Origin of the sequence: Streptomyces sp. Je 1-4 4N24 (assembly GCF_026239515.1) — a bacterium.
GTDB lineage: Bacteria > Actinomycetota > Actinomycetes > Streptomycetales > Streptomycetaceae > Streptomyces > Streptomyces nigrescens.
In genome coordinates, this window is record NZ_CP110836.1 from 771,047 (window position 1) to 789,641 (window position 18,595).

Annotated in this window: 16 protein-coding genes; 6 read left to right on the plus strand and 10 right to left on the minus strand. The window is 71.0% G+C overall.

The window, feature by feature from the left end:
• The first annotated feature begins 321 nt into the window (after positions 1 to 321).
• The 3 genes from SLV14N_RS03025 to SLV14N_RS03035 all read left to right on the plus strand — a co-directional run bounded on the left by SLV14N_RS03025 (position 322) and on the right by SLV14N_RS03035 (position 3,943).
• Complete coding sequence (locus SLV14N_RS03025) at positions 322 to 2,127, plus strand: M4 family metallopeptidase (protein WP_263267902.1); 1,806 nt, start codon at positions 322 to 324, stop codon at positions 2,125 to 2,127.
• Between the two features lie 128 nt (positions 2,128 to 2,255).
• Positions 2,256 to 3,455 carry an MFS transporter gene (locus SLV14N_RS03030; RefSeq protein ID WP_263267903.1) on the plus strand — a complete coding sequence of 400 codons (1,200 nt, stop codon included), beginning with the start codon at positions 2,256 to 2,258 and terminating at the stop codon, positions 3,453 to 3,455.
• A gap of 53 nt (positions 3,456 to 3,508) precedes the next feature.
• Positions 3,509 to 3,943 carry a DUF6578 domain-containing protein gene (locus SLV14N_RS03035; protein ID WP_208679602.1) on the plus strand — a complete coding sequence of 145 codons (435 nt, stop codon included), beginning with the start codon at positions 3,509 to 3,511 and terminating at the stop codon, positions 3,941 to 3,943.
• A gap of 7 nt (positions 3,944 to 3,950) precedes the next feature.
• Here the strand turns inward: SLV14N_RS03035 and SLV14N_RS03040 are convergent, their stop codons facing one another.
• A complete protein-coding gene (locus SLV14N_RS03040) occupies positions 3,951 to 5,195 on the minus strand; it encodes a cytochrome P450 (protein ID WP_263267904.1) in 1,245 nt (414 codons plus the stop codon).
• Positions 5,196 to 5,506: 311 nt separating this feature from the next.
• Here SLV14N_RS03040 and SLV14N_RS03045 point away from each other — a divergent pair, with 311 nt between their 5' ends.
• The gene (locus tag SLV14N_RS03045; protein WP_263267905.1) at positions 5,507 to 6,334 is read left to right on the plus strand and encodes an alpha/beta fold hydrolase; all 828 of its coding nucleotides are present in this window, start codon (positions 5,507 to 5,509) and stop codon (positions 6,332 to 6,334) included.
• Between the two features lie 28 nt (positions 6,335 to 6,362).
• On the opposite strand, the gene SLV14N_RS03050 is transcribed toward SLV14N_RS03045, so the two are convergent.
• Positions 6,363 to 7,037 carry a TIGR03086 family metal-binding protein gene (locus tag SLV14N_RS03050; protein WP_263267906.1) on the minus strand — a complete coding sequence of 225 codons (675 nt, stop codon included), beginning with the start codon at positions 7,035 to 7,037 and terminating at the stop codon, positions 6,363 to 6,365.
• A gap of 52 nt (positions 7,038 to 7,089) precedes the next feature.
• Between SLV14N_RS03050 and SLV14N_RS03055 the strand changes: the two genes are divergently transcribed.
• Positions 7,090 to 7,590 (plus strand): MarR family winged helix-turn-helix transcriptional regulator, encoded by a 501-nt coding sequence (locus SLV14N_RS03055; RefSeq protein WP_263267908.1) that lies wholly within the window; start codon positions 7,090 to 7,092, stop codon positions 7,588 to 7,590.
• A gap of 101 nt (positions 7,591 to 7,691) precedes the next feature.
• Here SLV14N_RS03055 and SLV14N_RS03060 read toward each other — a convergent pair whose 3' ends face one another.
• From SLV14N_RS03060 to SLV14N_RS03090, 7 genes are all read right to left on the minus strand, one after another.
• A complete protein-coding gene (locus tag SLV14N_RS03060) occupies positions 7,692 to 7,961 on the minus strand; it encodes a hypothetical protein (RefSeq protein ID WP_208679607.1) in 270 nt (89 codons plus the stop codon).
• A 239-nt stretch (positions 7,962 to 8,200) separates the two neighbouring features.
• Positions 8,201 to 9,538 (minus strand): MFS transporter, encoded by a 1,338-nt coding sequence (locus SLV14N_RS03065; protein WP_263267909.1) that lies wholly within the window; start codon positions 9,536 to 9,538, stop codon positions 8,201 to 8,203.
• A complete protein-coding gene (pdxA, locus tag SLV14N_RS03070; protein ID WP_263267911.1) occupies positions 9,535 to 10,623 on the minus strand; it encodes a 4-hydroxythreonine-4-phosphate dehydrogenase PdxA in 1,089 nt (362 codons plus the stop codon). Before pdxA ends, SLV14N_RS03065 begins: the two co-directional genes overlap by 4 nt.
• Before the next feature lie 26 nt (positions 10,624 to 10,649).
• Positions 10,650 to 11,948 (minus strand): four-carbon acid sugar kinase family protein, encoded by a 1,299-nt coding sequence (locus tag SLV14N_RS03075; protein WP_263267912.1) that lies wholly within the window; start codon positions 11,946 to 11,948, stop codon positions 10,650 to 10,652.
• A 112-nt stretch (positions 11,949 to 12,060) separates the two neighbouring features.
• Positions 12,061 to 12,873 (minus strand): DeoR/GlpR family DNA-binding transcription regulator, encoded by an 813-nt coding sequence (locus SLV14N_RS03080; RefSeq protein ID WP_263267913.1) that lies wholly within the window; start codon positions 12,871 to 12,873, stop codon positions 12,061 to 12,063.
• A gap of 133 nt (positions 12,874 to 13,006) precedes the next feature.
• Positions 13,007 to 13,402, minus strand: coding sequence for an SHOCT domain-containing protein (locus tag SLV14N_RS03085; RefSeq protein ID WP_208679612.1), 396 nt, complete (start codon positions 13,400 to 13,402; stop codon positions 13,007 to 13,009).
• Positions 13,403 to 13,451: 49 nt separating this feature from the next.
• Positions 13,452 to 16,181, minus strand: a complete 2,730-nt coding sequence (locus SLV14N_RS03090) for a SpoIIE family protein phosphatase (RefSeq protein WP_263267914.1) — start codon at positions 16,179 to 16,181, stop codon at positions 13,452 to 13,454.
• A gap of 461 nt (positions 16,182 to 16,642) precedes the next feature.
• Between SLV14N_RS03090 and SLV14N_RS03095 the strand changes: the two genes are divergently transcribed.
• Positions 16,643 to 16,981, plus strand: coding sequence for a hypothetical protein (locus tag SLV14N_RS03095; RefSeq protein WP_208679614.1), 339 nt, complete (start codon positions 16,643 to 16,645; stop codon positions 16,979 to 16,981).
• Between the two features lie 79 nt (positions 16,982 to 17,060).
• Here the strand turns inward: SLV14N_RS03095 and SLV14N_RS03100 are convergent, their stop codons facing one another.
• Positions 17,061 to 18,515 (minus strand): APC family permease, encoded by a 1,455-nt coding sequence (locus SLV14N_RS03100; protein ID WP_259670087.1) that lies wholly within the window; start codon positions 18,513 to 18,515, stop codon positions 17,061 to 17,063.
• Positions 18,516 to 18,595 lie beyond the last annotated feature (80 nt).

The following is an 18,595-nucleotide window of genomic DNA, read 5'->3' on the forward strand; positions in this document are numbered from 1 at the left end:
GGCCCGCGGTGAGGACCGTTCGGGGCGGATCGGGCCGGCCCCTGTAGCAGTCAGCAATTCCGCTCACTTTGCGGGCAACCATTTCGCGCCACCCCATGTCTCCTGAGGTGGACCACAGTTGGTCACCTGTTGGCTACTTAAAGCTGACCAATTGTTAAATTTCGCCCATGAATCTCGATTACTGATCTTTTCTCTTTACATGCCCATGCCAGGCATACCAGGGTTTGCGCGGGGCCCCGCGGCCCCCGTGGTGCACAACAGCACCGCGCGTACGGGCGGTTGGCCAGCCGACCGCCCCCGCAGCGCTAAGGACCCACATCAGTGCGTAGACCCCACATACGCAGACACCGCCTGGCCATCGCGGTCGCCGTGACGACGGCCGCCACCCTGACGGCGGGTGTGGCGGGCAGTGCCTCCGCGACCCCTCCGGCCTCGCCGGTCGCTGCCTCCTCCGCAACTCCCGCCCTCCAGAAGGCCGTGGACGCGGCCCGCGAAGCCGCATACGCGCACGCCTCGGCCACCGGAGTCAGCAAGAAGGACACCCTCGAAGCCACCGACACGCTCATCGACCCGGACGGCCGGCAGCATGTCCGCTTCGTTCGGACCCACCGCGGAATGCCGGTGCTCGGCGGCGACCTCGTCGTCCACCTGACCGCCAAGTCGGCCTACGAGGGGGTGACCCGGGCCTTCCGTCATCAGGTCGACGTGAACGGCACGGACGCGAAGCTGTCGGCCGGAGAGGCCCGTACGAAGGCCGCCGCCGTCGCCAAGGGCCGGGCCGGCGACGCCGAACTGGTCGTGGACGCCCGCAAGGGCCGCACGACGCTGGCCTATCAGGTGCAGGTGGCCGACAGCGGCACCGCCGAGTCCGGTGGCACCCGTACGGTCGTCGTCGACGCGGCGTCCGGCACGGTGCTCAGCAATGTCCAGGCCGACGACTCGTTCCTGTCGCCCGCTCTCCAGCGCAAGCTGCGCGCGCGGGGCGAGCGGCTCAACCCCGCGACCGGACTGTTCGCTCCCGCCGCGCCCGCCACGGGCAAGGCGGCGAAGGCCGCCGGCTTCCTGGCCGCGGCCAAGGGCACCGGCGCGTCCTTCTTCGTCGGCAGTGTCCCGCTGTCCACCACCCAGACCGCGAAGAAGTCCTTCACCCTCAAGGACTCCACCCGCGGCAACACCGAGACCCGGGACGCCGGCGACAAGGAACTGGAGAAGTTCAGCAGCGGCAAGGCGTTCACCAGCACCACCAACCGCTGGGGCAACGGCACCACGAGCAACCGGGCCAGCGCCGCCGTCGACGCCCAGTACGGCATCGCCAGCACCCTGGACTTCTACAAGAAGACCTTCGGCCGCAAGGGCATCAAGAACGACGGCCGCGGGGCCCGTGCCCTGGTGCACTTCGGCAAGAAGGTCGGCAACGCCTTCTGGTCCCCCGACTGCGGCTGCATGCTCTACGGCGACGGTGACGGCAGGACGTTCACCAAGCCGCTGGTCGTCCTGGACGTCACCGGCCATGAGCTCTCCCACGGTGTCGTCGACGCGACCGCCAACCTCCAGCCCACCCGTGTGGACGTCGAGGGCAACCAGTTCGGCGAGCCCGGCTCGCTCAACGAGTCGCTGGCGGACATCTTCGGCAGCGCGGTCGAGTTCTCGACCAACAACCCGAAGAACCCGCCGAACTACCTGCTGGGCGAGAAGCTCGGCCTCGACCAGAAGTTCCTGCGCCGTCTGGACAAGCCGTCCCTCGACAAGCTCGAAGGCGCGGTCGACTACTGGTCCAAGGCGTCCTATGACACCGAGGTGCACGCCGGCTCCGGTGTCTCCTCGCACGCCTACTACCTGCTCGCCGAGGGCAGCGGGAAGAAGACCATCGGCGGAGTCGCCTACAACTCCCCCACCCATGACGGCTCCAAGGTGACCGGCATCGGCCGGAACAAGGCGACGGCGATCTTCTACCGGGCGCTCACCCGGTACATGGTCTCCACGACCGACTTCCACGACGCCCGGACCGCGACCCTGCATGCGGCCAAGGACCTGTACGGCGCCAAGAGCACCGAGTACAAGACGGTGAACAAGGCCTGGGCGGCCGTGAATGTGAAGGCGTCCAACACGCCCTCCGCCAAGCACTGATCCGCCCCGGAAGGCGCAGCGTGGTGCCTCCTCGGTCGGCGGGGGGCACCACGCTCGTCCGTTTTCCCGGTCCGGGGTCCCTCCAGTGGTCCTCGACGGGGTGGCGGCGGAAGCCTACGTTTGAGGCCATGATCATCGATCGCACGAGCGGGACCCGGCGGCTCGGCTATCCGGCAGCGGCAGGCGTGTTCGCCGTCGGCATGGCCGGGACGACACTCCCCACCCCGCTGTACGGGCTCTACCGTGCACAGCTCGGGTTCTCCGAGCTGATGGTGACCGTGGTCTTCGCCGTGTACGCGCTCGGAGTGATCACGGTGCTGCTCCTCGCCGGCAATGTCTCCGACGAGGTGGGCCGGCGGCCGGTGTTGCTGTGCGCGCTGGGTCTGTCGGCGGCGAGCGCGCTGTGCTTCGTGTTCGAGGGCAGGCTGCCGATGCTGCTGCTGGGCCGGGTGCTGTCCGGTTTCGCCGCCGGGCTGTTCAGCGGCGCCGCCACGGCGGCCGTGCTGGAGCTCGCCGGACCCGGCCAGGAAGCGCATGCGGGGTTCGCCGCCACCGCAGCGAACATGGGCGGCCTCGGCTGCGGCCCCCTGCTGTCCGGGCTGCTGGCGCAGTACGCGCCATGGCCGCTGGTCCTGCCGTTCCTGGTGCATCTCCTCCTGGTCGCCGGGGCGGCCGGGGTGACCTGGTTCCTGCCGGAGACCGTCGGGCATCCGCACCGCCCCCGGAAGCTGCGGCCGCAGGGCCTTCGGCTCCCGCCCGAAGTGCGCGGCGTCTTCACCCCCTCGGCCGTCGCCGCGTTCGCCGGTTTCTCCCTCCTGGGGCTGTTCACCGCGGTGGCGCCGAGCTTCGTCGGCGAGACTCTCGGGGTGCACAATCTGGCCGTTGCCGGATTGATCGTCTTCACGGTGTTCCTGGGCTCCACCGCCGGGCAGTCCCTGACGGAACGGATCGGCGTCCGCAGAGCGCTGCCTGGCGGCTGTCTGGTGCTGGTGGTGGGCCTCTTACTCGTGGCCACCTCGCTGGCCGTGACCTCCCTGCCGCTACTGGTCATCGGCGCGGTGTGCGGCGGCGTCGGCCAGGGCCTGGCGTTCCGGGCCGGACTGACCGCCGTGGGCCGCGCGGCACCGCCCGAGCACCGCGGCGGCACCATCTCGGCCTTCTTCCTCGTCGCCTATCTCGGCATTTCGCTGCCGGTCGTCGGGGTCGGTGCGCTCACGCTGGTGCTCGGCCTGCGCGGTGCGGGCCTGGCCTTCTCGGGCTGTGTCATCGTGCTCGCCGTCGCCGTCGGCCTCTACGTACAGCTGCACCCGCCGGCCGACGAGGACTGACCGGTCCCGGGCCCCGCATGCGCTCGGCCCCCGCCCTTGAGCACAATCGCAGGATGAACCTCACGGTCTGGCTGGACGATTGGCAAATGCAGTGCTGCGGCGACCCGTTCCGCATCGGGTCACAGGTGTCGTGGACACTGACCGACGCGGAGAAGGAGTGGCTGACGGACGTCCTCGGCGCCGAGACCGCCGAGACGGTGGACGCCGCCGAGGAACATCACGGCGGGGCCCCGGAGGGGGCCGCCCCCACGGTCGCCACCGTCACCGCCATCAGCGCGGTGCACTGCCGGTACGCACCACGTCCCGGCGACCCGGAGGGGACGCGGTATGCGGTGCCGGGTACCGGAACGCTCACCGCTCTTTCGTCCGCGGACGGCTGGACGCCCGACCGTGACGCTCTCAGGTTCGTCGGCTATCTCGTCGAGCTCGCCGTGTCCGGGCGGCGAAAGGCGTCGGCCGGGCCCGCCCCTCAGCGGCGGAGAACGTGACGGGACGTCAAGCCTCGTGCGCCCGCACTCCGTCGTTCCCCGGCACCAGCCGCACCCGCAGCCGCTCCGGCCCGCGGGTGAACACCCCCGCGTCGGCGGGCACCGTACCCTCCGCGAAGTCCATGGCGGGAAACGCGTCGAGCAGCTGGTTGACGGCGACCTCCACCTCGGTCTTCGCGAGGAGCGCACCCACGCAGAAGTGCCGGCCGAGAGCGAAGGCGACGTGATCGGCGGCGGCGCTGAAGGCCGTGGCGGGCGTCAGATCGCCACGGAGGACATCGAAGGTGTCGGGCCGGGCGTAGTGGCGCTCATCGCGGTTCGCGGAGCCGATCAGGCAGGTGACCGTGGCCCCCGCGGGGACGGTGCCGCCGCTGAGGGCCACCTCGGCGGCGGGCTGACGCATGATCATCTGGACCGGCGGGGTGTAGCGCAGGGTTTCGGCGAAGGCCGCGGGGATCAGCGACCGGTCGGCGCGTACGGCGGCCAACTGGTCCGGGTGGGCCAGCAGATGACGGAAGAGGGCGGCGAGGGCCTTGTCCGTGGTTTCACCGCCGGCAGCGAGCAGCAGGCTGACGAACGACGTGATGTCCTGATCGTTCATCCGGGTGCCTTCGACCTCGGCGGTGCAGAGCGTGGAGAGCAGGTCGTCGCCGGGGGCGGCCCGCCGTTCCTTGATGAGGGGAAGCAGGTAGGCGGCGAGCTCCCGGCCGGCCCGCAGACCGGCGTCCGCGATCTCGGGGTCCTGGGCCAGATTGGACAGGAAGCCGACGACGGATGCGTACCAGCCGTGGAAGCGGTCGTGGTCGGCCCGGTCCAGTCCGAGCATGTCGACGATCACGTTGACCGGGAAGCGGGTCGCGAACCGCGCCACGAGATCGGTCTCCGCCGCGTCACGGAAGGTGTCGATCAGCTCCCGTGCATTGCGCTCGATGACGGGCAGGAACTTCTCCCGCAGCTCCCGGCCCCGGAAGGCGGGGGCCACCAGAGCCCGGCGTACGGCATGCTCGCGGCCGCTCATCTGGGGCAGGGTCCGGCCGCCGTGCGCCGGTTCGAGCTGCCACTCGTAGTTGTCGCTGGTGAAGACCGGATCGCGGAAGGCCCGTGCCACGTCCTCGTACCGCGAGATCAGAAAACTGCCGGTGCCCGGGTCGTGGAACAGCGGGTAGTGCTCACGCAGGATGCGGTACGCGGGATAGGGGTCCGCCGCGAACTCCGGTGACAGGATGTCGGGCGGCTGCGGGAGGGTGGTCACAACACGTCCTCGGCTTCCTGAGCGGAGATCGGGCTCGGACGGTGGTGCACGGCCGGCTGGTGACGCTAGGGCACGGCCTCGGGCCCGTCCAGAGCGCCCCGGCCGCCGGCCGCGCCCGTACCGCTCGGATGCACGGCACGGCCGGGCGCCACCCCGATGGTCGGCCGCCTTCACTCCCCTGCCTCTCCGGGCACGCTCTTCGGGCGACGGCCGGGAACGCTGAGACCGGCACGCCGTCCCCACCATCCCCTCCCCGGCCCCACCCCCGCCTTCCGTACACCGGTGAACGACAGCAAAGGACCGACCACCTCATGGGCACCCTCACCACGACCGACGGCACGGAGATCTTCTACAAGGACTGGGGAACCGGCCGCCCCGTCGTGTTCAGCCACGGCTGGCCGCTCAACGCCGACGCCTGGGACGACCAGATGCACCTGGTCGCCGCCCACGGCTACCGTGCGGTCGCCCACGACCGCCGTGGACACGGCCGCTCCGGCCAGCCGTGGCAGGGCAACGACATGGACACCTACGCGGACGACCTGGCGCAGCTGATGGAGGCCCTGGACCTGCGGGACGCGGTGCTGGTCGGGCACTCCACCGGCGGCGGTGAGGTGACCCGCTACATCGGCCGTCACGGCACCGGCCGGGTGGCCAAGGCGCTGCTGCTCGGCGCGGTCCCGCCGCTGATGCTCAAGACGGAGGCGAACCCCGAGGGACTGCCGCGCGAGGTCTTCGACGGGATCCGTGCCGGTGTCGCAGGCGACCGCTCACAGTTCTACAAGGACCTCAGCGAGACCTTCTACGGTGCCAACCGGTCCGGGGCCGCCGTCTCCCAGGGCATCCGCGACGCGTTCTGGATGTGGAGCATGCAGGTCGGGCTGAAGGGGGCCTTCGACTGCATCAAGGAGTTCTCGGAGACCGATTTCACCGAGGACCTCAAGCGGTTCGATGTCCCCACCCTCATCATCCACGGTGATGACGACCAGATCGTGCCCCTCGTGGCCGCCGGCCAGAAGTCGGCGAAGCTGGTGCCGGACGCCACGCTCAAGATCTACCCGGGTGCACCGCACGGCCTCTCGGCGATCGGCTCGTACAAGGACGACTTCCACGCCGACCTGCTGGCCTTCCTCAAGAGCTGAGCGCCTCGGACCGCCGCGTCCGCGCCGCTCAGCAGAGGGTGCCGCGGGCGTCCGTACCGTGCTCCGGGCTGCGCCAGTGCGGCGAGCGGCCGAGCGCCGCCAGCAACTGCTCCAGGGTGTCCGCGTCCTCGTCCGTGGCCAGCCCCGGCCGGAAGGCGCTGCCCGGGGCGAGCCGGGAGTCGTCGTCCGGGACGGCACGGGCTATCGGCAGGGCGGCCCACAGGAGTTCGGCATCCGGGGTGTAGGCGAGGCCCAAGGTGCGGGCGACGTCCCAGCTGTGCACCACGTAGTCGATGAGGTGGAAGCCGATCGCGCGGGCCGCGCGGAAGGTCCGGGTGGTGCTGAATTCGGGAAGGGCGAAGGCGCGATCCGGGCCCTCCACGGTCGCGAAGGCGGCGATGACGTGCTCGGCCGCAGCGGTGTACAGCCCGACGGGGTCCGTGCCGAGCGGCCGGACCGACCAGTGCGCCGGATCCTGTCCCTCTCCCAGCGCCGCCGCCGCGAAGCCGTGGTGCTGGGCCGTCATATGGGCGAGCAGCTCGGCCAGTGTCCAGGCCGAGCAGGGTGTCGGCCGGGACAGGTCATCAGGGGTGACCCGGCGGATCAGGGCCACGCTGTCCCGGACCGCCTGGGCATGGAGCCGCCGGAGGTGCGCGAAGTCCGGATGAGAGGCGGACGACGCGTCCGCAGTATTCGTATGCATGTGCTTACGATCTGCTCAAGCACATGAATTGTCAACGGGTATTTTCTTGACCATGGCCGAGAACGCAGCCGACAGGGGCACCACATCCGCAGGGCGGCCGGCCCGTCCCGATCTGGCGGCGATGATCGTGCCCTTGGGCCGTGCGCTGATGGCGGCCGAGCAGCCGGTCCTCGACGCACACGGACTGACGATGTGGGCCTACACGGTCCTGCTGTATCTGGACGAAACGCCGGTACGTACACAGGCGGCGCTGGCCGAGGCGATCCGGGCGGACAAGACCCGCATCATCGCCGTCCTGGACGACCTGGAGGCACGGGAACTGATTAGCCGTCAGCCGGATCCCGAGGACCGCCGGGTGCGCCTGCTGTCCCTCACCACGGAGGGCCGTCGGCTTCGGGACGCGGCACAGGCCGCGATCCAGGAAGGCGAGGAACGGCTGCTCGACCGGCTTCCGGCCGCCGATCGCGCCGGCTTCCTGAGGTCGCTGCACACCCTGTCCGGACTGCCGGAGCTCACCGCGCGCAAGCCCGGCCGGGGATCATCCCGGGCCTGACCCGCCGGGCAGACCGCGGAGCGCGGCCCGCACATGACGCCGGTGCCGGCCGACGGACCCGTGGGTCGCATCGGCCGGCACCGGCCGGCAAAGCTCTTTGATTACTTCCGGCGGCCGTTGTCGTCGCCGCCCCAGCCCCAGCCACCCTTCTCGCAGCCCTCGCTGAAGACCGGACCGACGTGGTCGAGCACACCCGCGGAGAGCCAGCAGGACGCGTGGTGGCCGTGGCCGTGGTGGTGCTTGTAGTGGTGGTGGTGATGGCGGTCCTTGTGGCCCTTGTGGTCCATGTTGCAGGCCAGGGCGGCGCTCGCACCGCCCATGACGATGGTGGTGGCCAGGGCGCTGGCTGCGATCGCGGCGCGGATGCGCATGTCTGCTCCTCGAGAGGATCAAAGGGGTATATCGACCTTTTCAGGATGCACATCTGTGTAACCTCCCAAAACCTGACACATCATGAATTGAGCGAGTTGGCGTAACTGATCACACCGCAGACCCTCCCTCTCGGCGTACGGATACCGCTCGTTGAGGAAAACGGCTGCGCCCCCGCCGGATGGCGCCGGCGGGGGTGCCTTTCCTGACACACCCGGGTTCGTACGGAACTGATGGGGCATCAAACGCCGCTTCGCCAGGCCCCTTCCGCCGCTTGCCCGGACAACGGGCGCACGGGACGGGCGCTCGGGCGCAGGCCCAGCGTCACCAGCGCCACAGCCACCGCGAGGAAGCCGGAGAGCACCGCGAAACCGGTCACGCTGGAGCCGGTGACGTCGGTCAGCCAGCCGACCAGGTAGGGGCCGGCGAACCCGCCGAGATTTCCCAGGGCGTTGATCAGGCCCATGGCGACGGCCACCACCTCGAAGCGCAGCAACTGACCGGGGATCGCCCAGAACGGGCCGTACGGCGCATAGACCGCGGCGGCCGTCACACACAGCAGCAGCATCCGGGGCAGCGCGCCGTCCACGGCCTGTCCCAGCAGCAGTGCCGCGATGCCCACGACGAGCGGGACGGCCACCGCCTGCCGCCGTCTGCCGGTGCGGTCGGACCAGACGGCGTTGGCGATCATCACGGCCAGGGCGACCGTGAACGGGATCGCGGTGAGCAGCCCGACCTCGGTCGGCGATCCGTCATGGGTCAGCTCCTTGATGACCGAGGGCAGCCACAGATTGAAGCCGTAGAAGCCGGTGATCCAGAAGAAGTAGACGCCGATGAGGACGAGGACCGACTTCTGCTTGACCGCATCCAGGTACGAGCCGCTGCCCGCCGACGGTTTCGCGGCCTCGTCGGCGGCGATCGAGCGCTCCACATGGTCGGCCTCGGCACGGGAGATCCACCGGGCCCGGTCGGGCCGGTCGGCGACGGCGAACCACCAGACCACCGCCCACACCAGGGGCGGCACCCCCTGGAGCACCAGCACCCAGCGCCAGCTCGCATGGTCGAGCATCCATCCCGACAGCGGGGCCATGAGCACCGAGGACAGCGGCAGACAGGCCATCCACAGCGCGTTGGCACGGGCCCGTTCGCGCAGCGGGAACCACGAGGCGAGCAGGATGAGGACGGCCGGCCAGACACCGCCCTCGAAGAAGCCGAGCACGAACCGGGCCACATAGAACTGTGACTTGTTCTGGACGAGACCGGTCAGCGACGCGGCCAGCCCCCACGCCACCATGAGGAGGAGGACGGTCTTCCGGGCGCTCCAGCGCTGGGCCAGGATCGCGGCCGGGATCTGCAGGAAGACATAGCCGACGAAGAAGATGCCGCCGATCAGTCCCTTGTCGGCGTTGGACAGCTCCAGATCGCCGTGCATGTAGGGGAGGATGACGGAGACGTTGTTCCGGTCGAGATACGCCAGCATGTACATGATCGCGGCGACCGGAATGACATACGCCCAGCGCCTGGCGGGGATCTCGGACGGGGGCGACTGCGGGATCGGCTGCGGTCCGGTCTCCGTCACCGGCCGGCCGCCGTTCCGTACGCGGCCCGGATCCGGTCGGTGAAGCGGCTGAAGCCGGCGGCGGCGCGGAAGGCCGCGGCCATCGTGCCGTGCGAGGCGCGGCCGCTGCCCGCGATGTCGAAGGCGGTGCCGTGGTCGACGGAGGTCCGCAGGATCGGCAGGCCGACGGTGACGGACACGGTGCCGTCGAAGTCGACGGTTTTGGCGGGGATATGGCCCTGGTCGTGGAAGTGCGACAGCACTCCGTCGAAGCGGCCTTCGAGGCCCTGGTGGAAGACCGAGTCGGCGGGGATCGGCCCCACGACGCCGAGGCCCTCGGCGGCCGCCTTCTCGACCGCCGGACGCAGGACGGTGATCTCCTCGTCGCCGAAGTGGCCGCCCTCGCCGCCGTGCGGATTGATCGCGGCGACGGCGAGCCGGGGCTCGTCATGGCCGAAGACGCGCAGTGCGGTGGCGGCGTGACGGATGCTGGAAGCGACCCGCTCCTCGGTGATCTGGTCGAGCGCCTTGCGCAGCGCGAGATGGCGGGTGGTGAAGAAGATCTTGAGGCCGCGGACCACGAACATGGTGTCGAAGTGGGCAGCGCCGGTGAGTTCGCCGAGCATCTCCGTGTGGCCGAGGTGCTGCGAACCGGCCGCCCAGATGGCCTCCTTGTTGATCGGCGAGGTGACGATGCCGTCCACCTCACCGGCCAGCGCGGCGCGGGTCGCGGCCTCGATCGCGGCCACGGCGGAGCGGCCCGCCACCGCATCGACCGTGCCCCAGGGCAGGTCGGCGGGGGCGATCCCGAGGTCGAGCACATCGATGGTGCCCGGCTCGAACCGTGCCTCGCCGGGCGCGGCGACGGCGTTGACCTCGACGTCCAGGCCGCAGATGGCGACGGCGCGGCGCAGTACGGCGGCGTCGCCGACGGCGAGTCCGCGGCCGAGTGCGGTGATCGCAGGGTCGGCGAGGGTGCGGGCGGTGATCTCGGGACCGATCCCGACGGGATCGCCGAGGGTGACGGCCAGGAGCGGCAGCGGGGCGTCGGCATCCGGCCGGTGCCGGTCCGTCCGAGGGCCGGTCGCGTGCTGAGGGTCGGTCATGGGGACCGCCTTTCGGGGTGCGGTGTTCATGTCGCGATCGAGGTGGGGCCGAGGGTCTGGCGGGTACAGGCCGCGCGCAGGTGTTCCAAGCAGTCGCGGGCGGCGTCGGGGCCGCCTATCAAGCCGCCCTTCGTGGCGAAGAGCAGTCCGTCATGGGGGCCGCCCACCAGGTGTCCGGCGATGGCGAGCGGGAGCACCTCGGTCTCGATGGCGAAGCCGTCGGCGCCCAGGGCGGAGGTGACCGCCGCTGCGACGTCGCCGCCGGAGGCGTACAGCCCGCCGGGGCACAGCTCGGCGACCGCCCGGCGGGCGATCTCGGCGAGCGCGCGCAGGATTCGGGCCGCGGTGGCGGGATCGGGGACGGAAGCGGCTCCGGCGGCCGCGCCCGGCGGCTCGGGGGCGACCCGGACGCCGAGCACCGTGGCTCCCTCGCCCGCCGCCGCGCGCAGTGCCGCCAGTACCCGGTCGGGCTCCGGGGCGGCGGGGTCGAGGTCCGCCCAGCGGGCGCCGAGCGCGGTTTCCGTGCGGACGAGCTGGGTGCGGGTGCGGTCGGTGACGCTTCCGACGACCGCCAGGACGGTGGCGGGTGCGCCGCCTTCGGGCCGCAGGCCCAGTTCGGCGGCGAGGGCAGCACCGAACGGTCCGGAGTCCAGCGCGATCCAGCGGATCCGGTCCTCGGCGGCGAGGCGGGCCGCGGCCGCCGCGACCGTGCCCAGATGGGCGTTCTCGGTGGCGTCGCAGACCACGATGTCGGCCGGGCTCTCCCGCAATGCCGCGGCCACCGCGCCGGGGCCCCGCTCCACCACGTCCAGGGCCAGTTCGCCCGTGGAGCGTCCGCTCTGTGCGCCCAGCACGGCCGCGACCCGCGAATGCCGGACGGGGTCGAACGGATCGTTGGCCACGGCCGTCCGGGTCAGTGGTACGCCGTCGACGAGATGCAGACCGCCCACCGTGCTCCGGCCGGCGTCGGGGAAGGCGGGGACGGCCAGGGTCCGGATCCGGGCCGCGGGCTCGCGGGCGGCGAGGACATCCGCCACCGCGTCGAGTTCACTGCCGGGGTTGCCGCGCAGGGTGGTGTCGACGCGCTTGACGACCAGGGGCACCTCTCCCGCGGTCTCGGCGGCGGCCCGGACGGCCGCGTAGGCGCGGGCGGGGTTCCAGTGCCGCGAGGCGGTGTTGACGACGAGGACGTCCACCCGGTCCGCGTACCGCGCCACTTGGGCGAGGTCGCCGACGGTGACGGCCCGCAGGCCCAGTCGCGCATAGAGCGCGCCGGTCGCATTGCTGCCGGTGAGGTCGTCTCCGATGACGAGCGCCTGGGCCACACGGTCTCCTCCCGTCGGCTTCGGTGCCGTCTCCGACCCCGAAGTGACCGAACCGCGCATTTTTTATTGCGCGATTCATGCAATTCAGGGTGGCCACTCGCCGAACGGGCTGTCAAGAGGTGTGCGGCGGGGCGCCCTCGACGACGTCCTCGGGGGCCTCCGCGGCCGGATGCACCGACCACCCCGCGTCCGCGAACGCGGCCAGCTCCCGGTCCCCTCCCCCGGAGATCAGGCCCGTACCCGCCGGCATCGCCGCCCAGTAGGGGAAGCCCGCTCCCCCGCCCAGTTTGGAGTGGTCGGCGAGCACCCAGGCGGCCCGAGCACACTCGGCCATCGTCTCCTTCAGCGCGGCCTGCTCCGGGTCCGGGCAGTTGATGCCCCGTCGGGGGTCGAGACCGTCGACGCCGAGGAAGGCGATGTCCGGGGTCAGCCGGCGCAGCGCCTGATCGGTCCGGGTGCCCAGCAGCGACTCGTTGGGGCGCCGCAGCCGGCCGCCGAGCACCACGACCTCCACCTCCGCGTCCGCCAGCTCGACGAGGGTGGACAGGCCGTTGGTGACGACGGTGAGATCGCCGCGGTCCCGCAGCTCGTGTGCCAGCCGGGCGGCCGTGGTGCCCGCGTCGAGGAGGACGACATCGCCGCTGCGGACCAGCCCCGCCGCGGCACGGGCGATGGCGTCCTTCTCGCCGCGCTGCTCGTGCTCCTTGTCGTGCCAGGACCGCTCCACCGCCCGGTGGTCGACCGCGCCGCCGTAAGTGCGCGTGATCCGGCCCAGGGCGGCCAGGGTGGCCAGGTCGCGGCGGACGGTGGACAGCGAGACATCGAACTCCGCCGCGAGATCGTGCACGCTGATGTCGCCGGCGCCGAGCAGCTCCACCATCCGCTCGCGCCGGCGCCGGGTGGCCGAGCGCTCCCCACTGGTCACTTCACTGCCCGCCTCTGCCTGCTGTCGTCTGCCGGCCGTCCTTGAGGGACGATTCCCAAGTTGCGTGTTTCACGCAATTCGAGATTAGCAGTCGAGCAGGCAGCGGCGGGCGCCTCCGCAGGGTGAGGCCCGGTCAGGCGAGAACCTTCGCCTTGGCCTTCTGGTACTCCTCCTCCGTGATGTCGCCGTGGTTCTTCAGCTCGGCGAGCTTCGCCAGGGAATCCGCGTGCCGGCCCGTCTCGTCACCGGTCGCCACGGTCTCCCGCAGATAGGCCTGCAGCTGTTTCTGCTGCCGTTCGGCCTGGGCGATCTCCCGTTCGCTCATCCCGTGGCCACGCGCGACCACGTAGATGAAGACGCCCAGGAAGGGCAGCAGGATCACCAGGACCAGCCATCCGGTCTTGCCCCACCCCTTGAGGTCATGGCTGCGGAAGATGTCACCGATGATGCGGAACAGCAGGATCAGCCACATGACCCACAGAAAGATCAGGCACATGGTCCAGAATGCGTTGAGCAGCGGGTAGTCCATCACGGCCTCCTATGGCGCTGGGAGCCCCCGAGCTCATCCATCCGTCAGCTCAAGGATCCCCGCCGTCGGCCTCCCCCGCGACCACATCCAGGTCGGTGAGGGCCTGTTCCGTCCAGATGACCTTGCCGCTGGTCGTGTACCGGGTCCCCCACCGTTCGGCCAATTGGGCGACCAGGAAGAGCCCACGGCCGCCCTCGTCGGTGGTGGCGGCCTGCCGCAGGTGCGGTGAGGTGCTGCTGCGGTCGGAGACCTCGCAGATCAGTGAGGTGTCGCGGATCAGCCGTACGCGGATGGGACCGGCGGCGTACCGGATGGAGTTGGTGACCAGCTCGCTGAGGATCAGCTCGGCGGTGAACGCCTCCTCCGCCAGGCCCCACTCGACCAGCTTGCGGACCGCCGCGGCCCTTATCTGGCCCACCGCCGAGGGATCGGGCGGCACGTCCCAGTCGGCGACATGCGCGGTGTCCAGCACCCGGGTGCGGGCGACCAGCAGCGCGATGTCATCGCTGGGCCGCTCCGTGAGCAGCGCGCTGAGCGCCGCCTCGCAGGTCTCGTCCGGTGTCCGGCCGGGGTGATCGGCCAGTGTGCGGCTCAGCAGCGCCATGCCCTCGTCGAGGTCCCGGTTCCGGTCCTCGACCAGGCCGTCGGTGAAGAGCACCAGACGGCTCTCCTCGGGCAGTTGCCCCTGCCAGGTCTCGAAGGGCAGGCCGCCGAGCCCGAGGGGCGGGCCGCCGGGCACATCGGCGATCTCGGCGGTGCCGTCCGGCCGCAGCAGCATGGGCTGGACGTGCCCGGCGCGCGCCATGGTGCAGTGCCCGGAGGCCGGGTCGTAGATGGCGTAGAGGCAGGTGGCTCCGGTGACCGAGCCCTCGGCCTCCTCCGCGCCCTCGTCCTGGTCGATGCGGGTGACCAGCTCGTCGAGGTGCCAGAGGATCTCGTCGGGCGGCAGGTCCAGATTGGCGAAGTTGTGGACGGCGGTGCGCAGCCGGCCCATGGTGGCGGCGGCATGCAGCCCGTGCCCCACGACGTCGCCGACGACGAGCGCCACCCGGGCGCCGGGCAGCGGGATGATGTCGAACCAGTCGCCGCCGACGCCGCCGAGCCCGCCACGTCCGGCCTGGGCGGGCAGATAGCGATAGGCGGCCTCGACGGCGTTCTGCTCCGGCAGGGCGCGGGGCAGCAGGCTGCGCTGCAGGGTGACCGCCATGGTGTGTTCGCGGGTGTAGCGGCGGGCGTTGTCGATGCTCACCGCGGCGCGGGCGACCAGCTCCTCGGCGACGGAGAGGTCCTCCTCCTCGAAGGCCTCGGGTTCGTTCGAGCGCCAGAAGATGGCCACGCCCAGGATGACGCCGCGGGCGCGCAGCGGCACCGCGATCCGCGAGTGGATACCGTGCTGGACGATCCTCCTGGCCCGTTCGGGACTCTGCAGATGCCAGCCGGCGAACGCCGTCAGATCCGCGTCCAGCGCCGCTTTGCCGCTGGCGAGGCCCGCGCCGAGGGCGGTGGCCGGCTCGAAGCGGATCAGCTTGCCGACGGGGTAGAGGCCGCTGTCCGGCGGGGCGCCCCGGGAGGCGATCCGCCGCATCCCGAGGGCCGCGCCGCCGGGGGACGTCGGCTCCTCACCGATCAGCACGTCCTCGGCCAGATCGACCGTGACGATATCGGCGAAGCGGGTGGCGCCGAACTGCGCGAGTTCCTCGCAGGTGTGCACCACGTCGAGGGTGGTGCCGATCTCGGTACCGGCGTCGTAGAGGAGCTTCAGACGGCCGCGGGCCACATCGGCCCGGCCGGTCAGCGCCCGGAGCTCGGTGGTGTCCCGTAGCGTCGTGACGCTGCCGGGCGGTCCGCCCGCCTGGTCCGTCGAGCGCTGGTTGACGGCCAGCAGACGGTCACCGACCGGGTGGACCTCGTCGGTGACGACCCGGCCGGAGGCCAGCAGATGGGCGGTGGCGGGGTCGAGCCCGAGGTCGGCGATCTGGCGTCCCTCGACGTCCGGCGGCAGGCCGAGCAGGCGGCGTGCCTCGTCGTTGGCGAGCAGCAGACAGCCGTCGCCGGCCACGATGATCACGCCTTCGCGGACGGCGTGCAGCACCGCGTCGTGGTGCTCGTACATCCGGGTCATCTCGGCCGGGCCGAGGCCGTGGGTCTGCCGCCGCAGCCGCCGGCTGACCAGTGCGGTGCCCCCGGTGGTGAGCAGCAGGACGCCGGCCGCGGCGCCGAACAGCAGCGGGAACTGGTCGTCGACGACACCGCTCACGCGGTTGACGGTGATCCCGGCCGAGACCAGCCCGATGACCTTTCCCTTGTCCGGGCCGCTGTGGCTGAAGACCGGCACCACGGCCTGGACGAGCGGCCCGATGGTGCCGGTGATCTTCTCGGTGACCACGCGGCCGGCCAGCGCCGGCTGCAGGGTGCCGACGAACTTCTTGCCGATCCGGTTGGCGATGGGGTGGGTGTAGCGGATGCCCTGGGTGTTCATCACGACGATGAAGTCGACCTCGGAGCGCTTGCGGGCGGCCTCTGCCCGCGGCTGCAGTACGACGGTCGGGTGGGCGCTCTTCAGCGCTGCCTCGATGCCCGGCGCGTTCGCGAAGGCTTCAGCGACGGCGACGGACCTGTTGCGGGCTTCGCGGTCTCCGTCGGCCCGGGATTGCAGCACAAGTGCCGCAATGGCGGCGGCGACGAGCAACACCACGATCGCCACCTGCAGGAGAAAGACCTGGCCTGCGACAGTTCGCATCCTGAGAACCGAACGCGGGCGGCCGTAGCGTCCGGCCATGTCCTCTTTCTACACCTCCCGCATACGGTGGGCGACCTGCGCGATGCGGAGCGCAGCAGCCACCAGGGCATGTCCGCGATGACCCGCCCGGCCGGGCGGCCTCACGGGCTGTCCGAGGATGATCCCGTGATCCGCGGCCGGGCGCCAGAGGGCGGGAAGACCCCCGAGTAGGCTTCACTGCTACGCATATGGGAACCTCTCCAACGAAGAGGACATACCCGGCAGCCGCCGGCCGCCACCCCATCGGGAACAAATCGCCCAAGGCGTGCATGGTTCATGTAACTCTTCCCACAGGCCCGGCCGCTTGCCTGATCAAGCGCTGCCGGTCGGGTGAGCTCAGCGCCGGCGCAACGTGCCTGGTCAGCCCGGTTCAGCGGGACCCCGGAAGGGGCCCGCGGGCGCCCTTGGGGGTGCCTTGGCCGTCATCCGGGCCGTCGGGACGGTATGAGACGTTCGTGGGCATGCATGTTCCCGAGGAGATCCGAGCCGAGGCGGCCGCGCTCATCGACCACCACGCGCTCGGACTGTGGAAGCCGAACGACGCCGACCGGCGTGCCGCCGTCGCGCTGTTCCGCTTCCTCGAAACCGGCCTGCCGCTCACGGGCGAGCAGATCCGGTCCGTCCTTGCGCACACGGAACCGGCTGCCGAGATGACCGAGCGACTGCTGAACCTGCTGCGGGGAACCGCCGGGCTGCTCGACGACGCACCGGTGGCCGAGGGCCCCGCCGGGCGGGACGCCGTCGACCACGTATGCCTCCTCCTGGACGCGCTCGCGCTCTCCCGGCTCTCCGACCGGTAACGAAGAAGGCCCGCCCGGGCACAAGCTCCGGGCGGGCGGTTCTGCGGCCTTCTACGGCCTTCTACGGCCTTCTACGGCGCTATACGGGCAGCGAGCCGGCGGACTTCTCGGCGGGGGCCTGCTCGTCCTCGGGAACCGAGATCACCCAGTGCGTCTCCTGGCGCGGGCGCAGGTAGCACGCCCAGTACAGGGCGGCGACGGCCACGATGACGCCGGTGATGACCAGGCTCTTGGTGCTCTGCTGGTAGAGCACCCACGCCAGCACCACGATCAGCAGCGCCGGGACCGCCGGCCACAGCGGCATCCGCCAGGCCGGCCGGTGCTTGTGCTCACCACGGCGCGAGACCAGGGCCCCCAGGGCGACGAAGACATACATCGCGGCGACGGCCACGCCGGTGACCTCGCTCAGGGTGTCGAGGTTGACGAAGCACAGCGCCGCGCCGGGGACACCCACCGCGAGGGTGGCCGCCCAGGGGGAGCCGAAGCGCCGGCCGACGTGCGAGAAGACGCGGTTGACGGCGGTCGGCCAGGCCGCGTCGCGCGCCGAGGAGAAGACCACGCGGGAGTTCTGGATCACCATCACGATCGCCGCGTTGATGATCGCCAGGGCGATACAGAGGCTGACGAAGGTGCCGATGCCCGAGTTGCTCCAGTCCTGCACCATGCCGGCGACGTCACCGGCGCCGAGCGTCTTCAGGTCGGGGGCGCCGAGGGTGATCGCGACCACGGGGATCAGGACGACGGCCACGCCGATGGCGAGGGTCCACAGCACGGTGCGGGAGACGTTGCGGCGGGGGTTGTCCATCTCCTCGGCGAGGTACACGGCGGTGGAGAAGCCCTGCAGGATGAAGAGCGCGGTGGCCAGTCCGGTCACGATGAGCCCCGCGGTGACTGCGGTGCTGGTGCCGTTTCCGGCGTCGATCACGGGGTGCACCAGCACGGACGCGGAGCGCTGGGTGTGGGTGAAGCCCAGGAAGGCGACGACCGCGCAGGCCACCACTTCCAGCACCAGGAAGATGCCGGTGATCCAGGCGTTGGCGCGCAGGTCGAGCAGGCCCATCGCGGTGGCCAGCAGCATCACGCCGGCGGCGGTGAACTGCGGATCCAGTTGCACGACCGGCGCCAGATACTCGGCGGTGCCCAGGGCGATGATGGGCGGCACGATCATGACGACGATCAGCGAGAGCATGAAAACCAGCCACCCGGCGAGGCGGCCCATGAGCGTGCCGACCATGGCGTACTCGCCGCCGGAGCTGGGGATCAGGGTGCCGAGCTCGGAGTAGGTGAAGGCCACCCCGATGCACAGCAGGGCCGCGACGGCGATGGTCAGTGCGGTGCCCGTGCCCAGGCCGGCGAAGGAGTCCGGCACGATCACGAAGAGCGAGGACGCCGGGGTCAGACAGGACAGCGTGAGCAGCGTGCCGCCGACCACACCGATCGACCGGGTGAGTTGGGGAGTGGTGGAGGCGTCCCCCTCCGTCGCGCTTCGGGTGTCCCGCTCAGGTGCTGCGGAGGCAACAGGCGTGTAGGGCATATCGGTATCCGTATCCCATCGGTGCTGGGCGGCAGGAGGGGTGGCGCTTGGGGGAAGAGCGCCGCGAAGCGGTGCGGACC

Coding starts and splice junctions, on each gene's coding strand:
- SLV14N_RS03100 (WP_259670087.1), bottom strand. CDS start 18,515: ATGCCCTACACGCCTGTTGCCTCCGCAGCACCTGAGCGGGACACCCGA.
- SLV14N_RS03095 (WP_208679614.1), top strand. CDS start 16,643: ATGCATGTTCCCGAGGAGATCCGAGCCGAGGCGGCCGCGCTCATCGAC.
- SLV14N_RS03085 (WP_208679612.1), bottom strand. CDS start 13,402: ATGGACTACCCGCTGCTCAACGCATTCTGGACCATGTGCCTGATCTTT.
- SLV14N_RS03035 (WP_208679602.1), top strand. CDS start 3,509: ATGAACCTCACGGTCTGGCTGGACGATTGGCAAATGCAGTGCTGCGGC.
- SLV14N_RS03090 (WP_263267914.1), bottom strand. CDS start 16,181: ATGGCCGGACGCTACGGCCGCCCGCGTTCGGTTCTCAGGATGCGAACT.
- pdxA (WP_263267911.1), bottom strand. CDS start 10,623: ATGACCGACCCTCAGCACGCGACCGGCCCTCGGACGGACCGGCACCGG.
- SLV14N_RS03055 (WP_263267908.1), top strand. CDS start 7,090: ATGGCCGAGAACGCAGCCGACAGGGGCACCACATCCGCAGGGCGGCCG.
- SLV14N_RS03045 (WP_263267905.1), top strand. CDS start 5,507: ATGGGCACCCTCACCACGACCGACGGCACGGAGATCTTCTACAAGGAC.
- SLV14N_RS03060 (WP_208679607.1), bottom strand. CDS start 7,961: ATGCGCATCCGCGCCGCGATCGCAGCCAGCGCCCTGGCCACCACCATC.
- SLV14N_RS03030 (WP_263267903.1), top strand. CDS start 2,256: ATGATCATCGATCGCACGAGCGGGACCCGGCGGCTCGGCTATCCGGCA.
- SLV14N_RS03050 (WP_263267906.1), bottom strand. CDS start 7,037: ATGCATACGAATACTGCGGACGCGTCGTCCGCCTCTCATCCGGACTTC.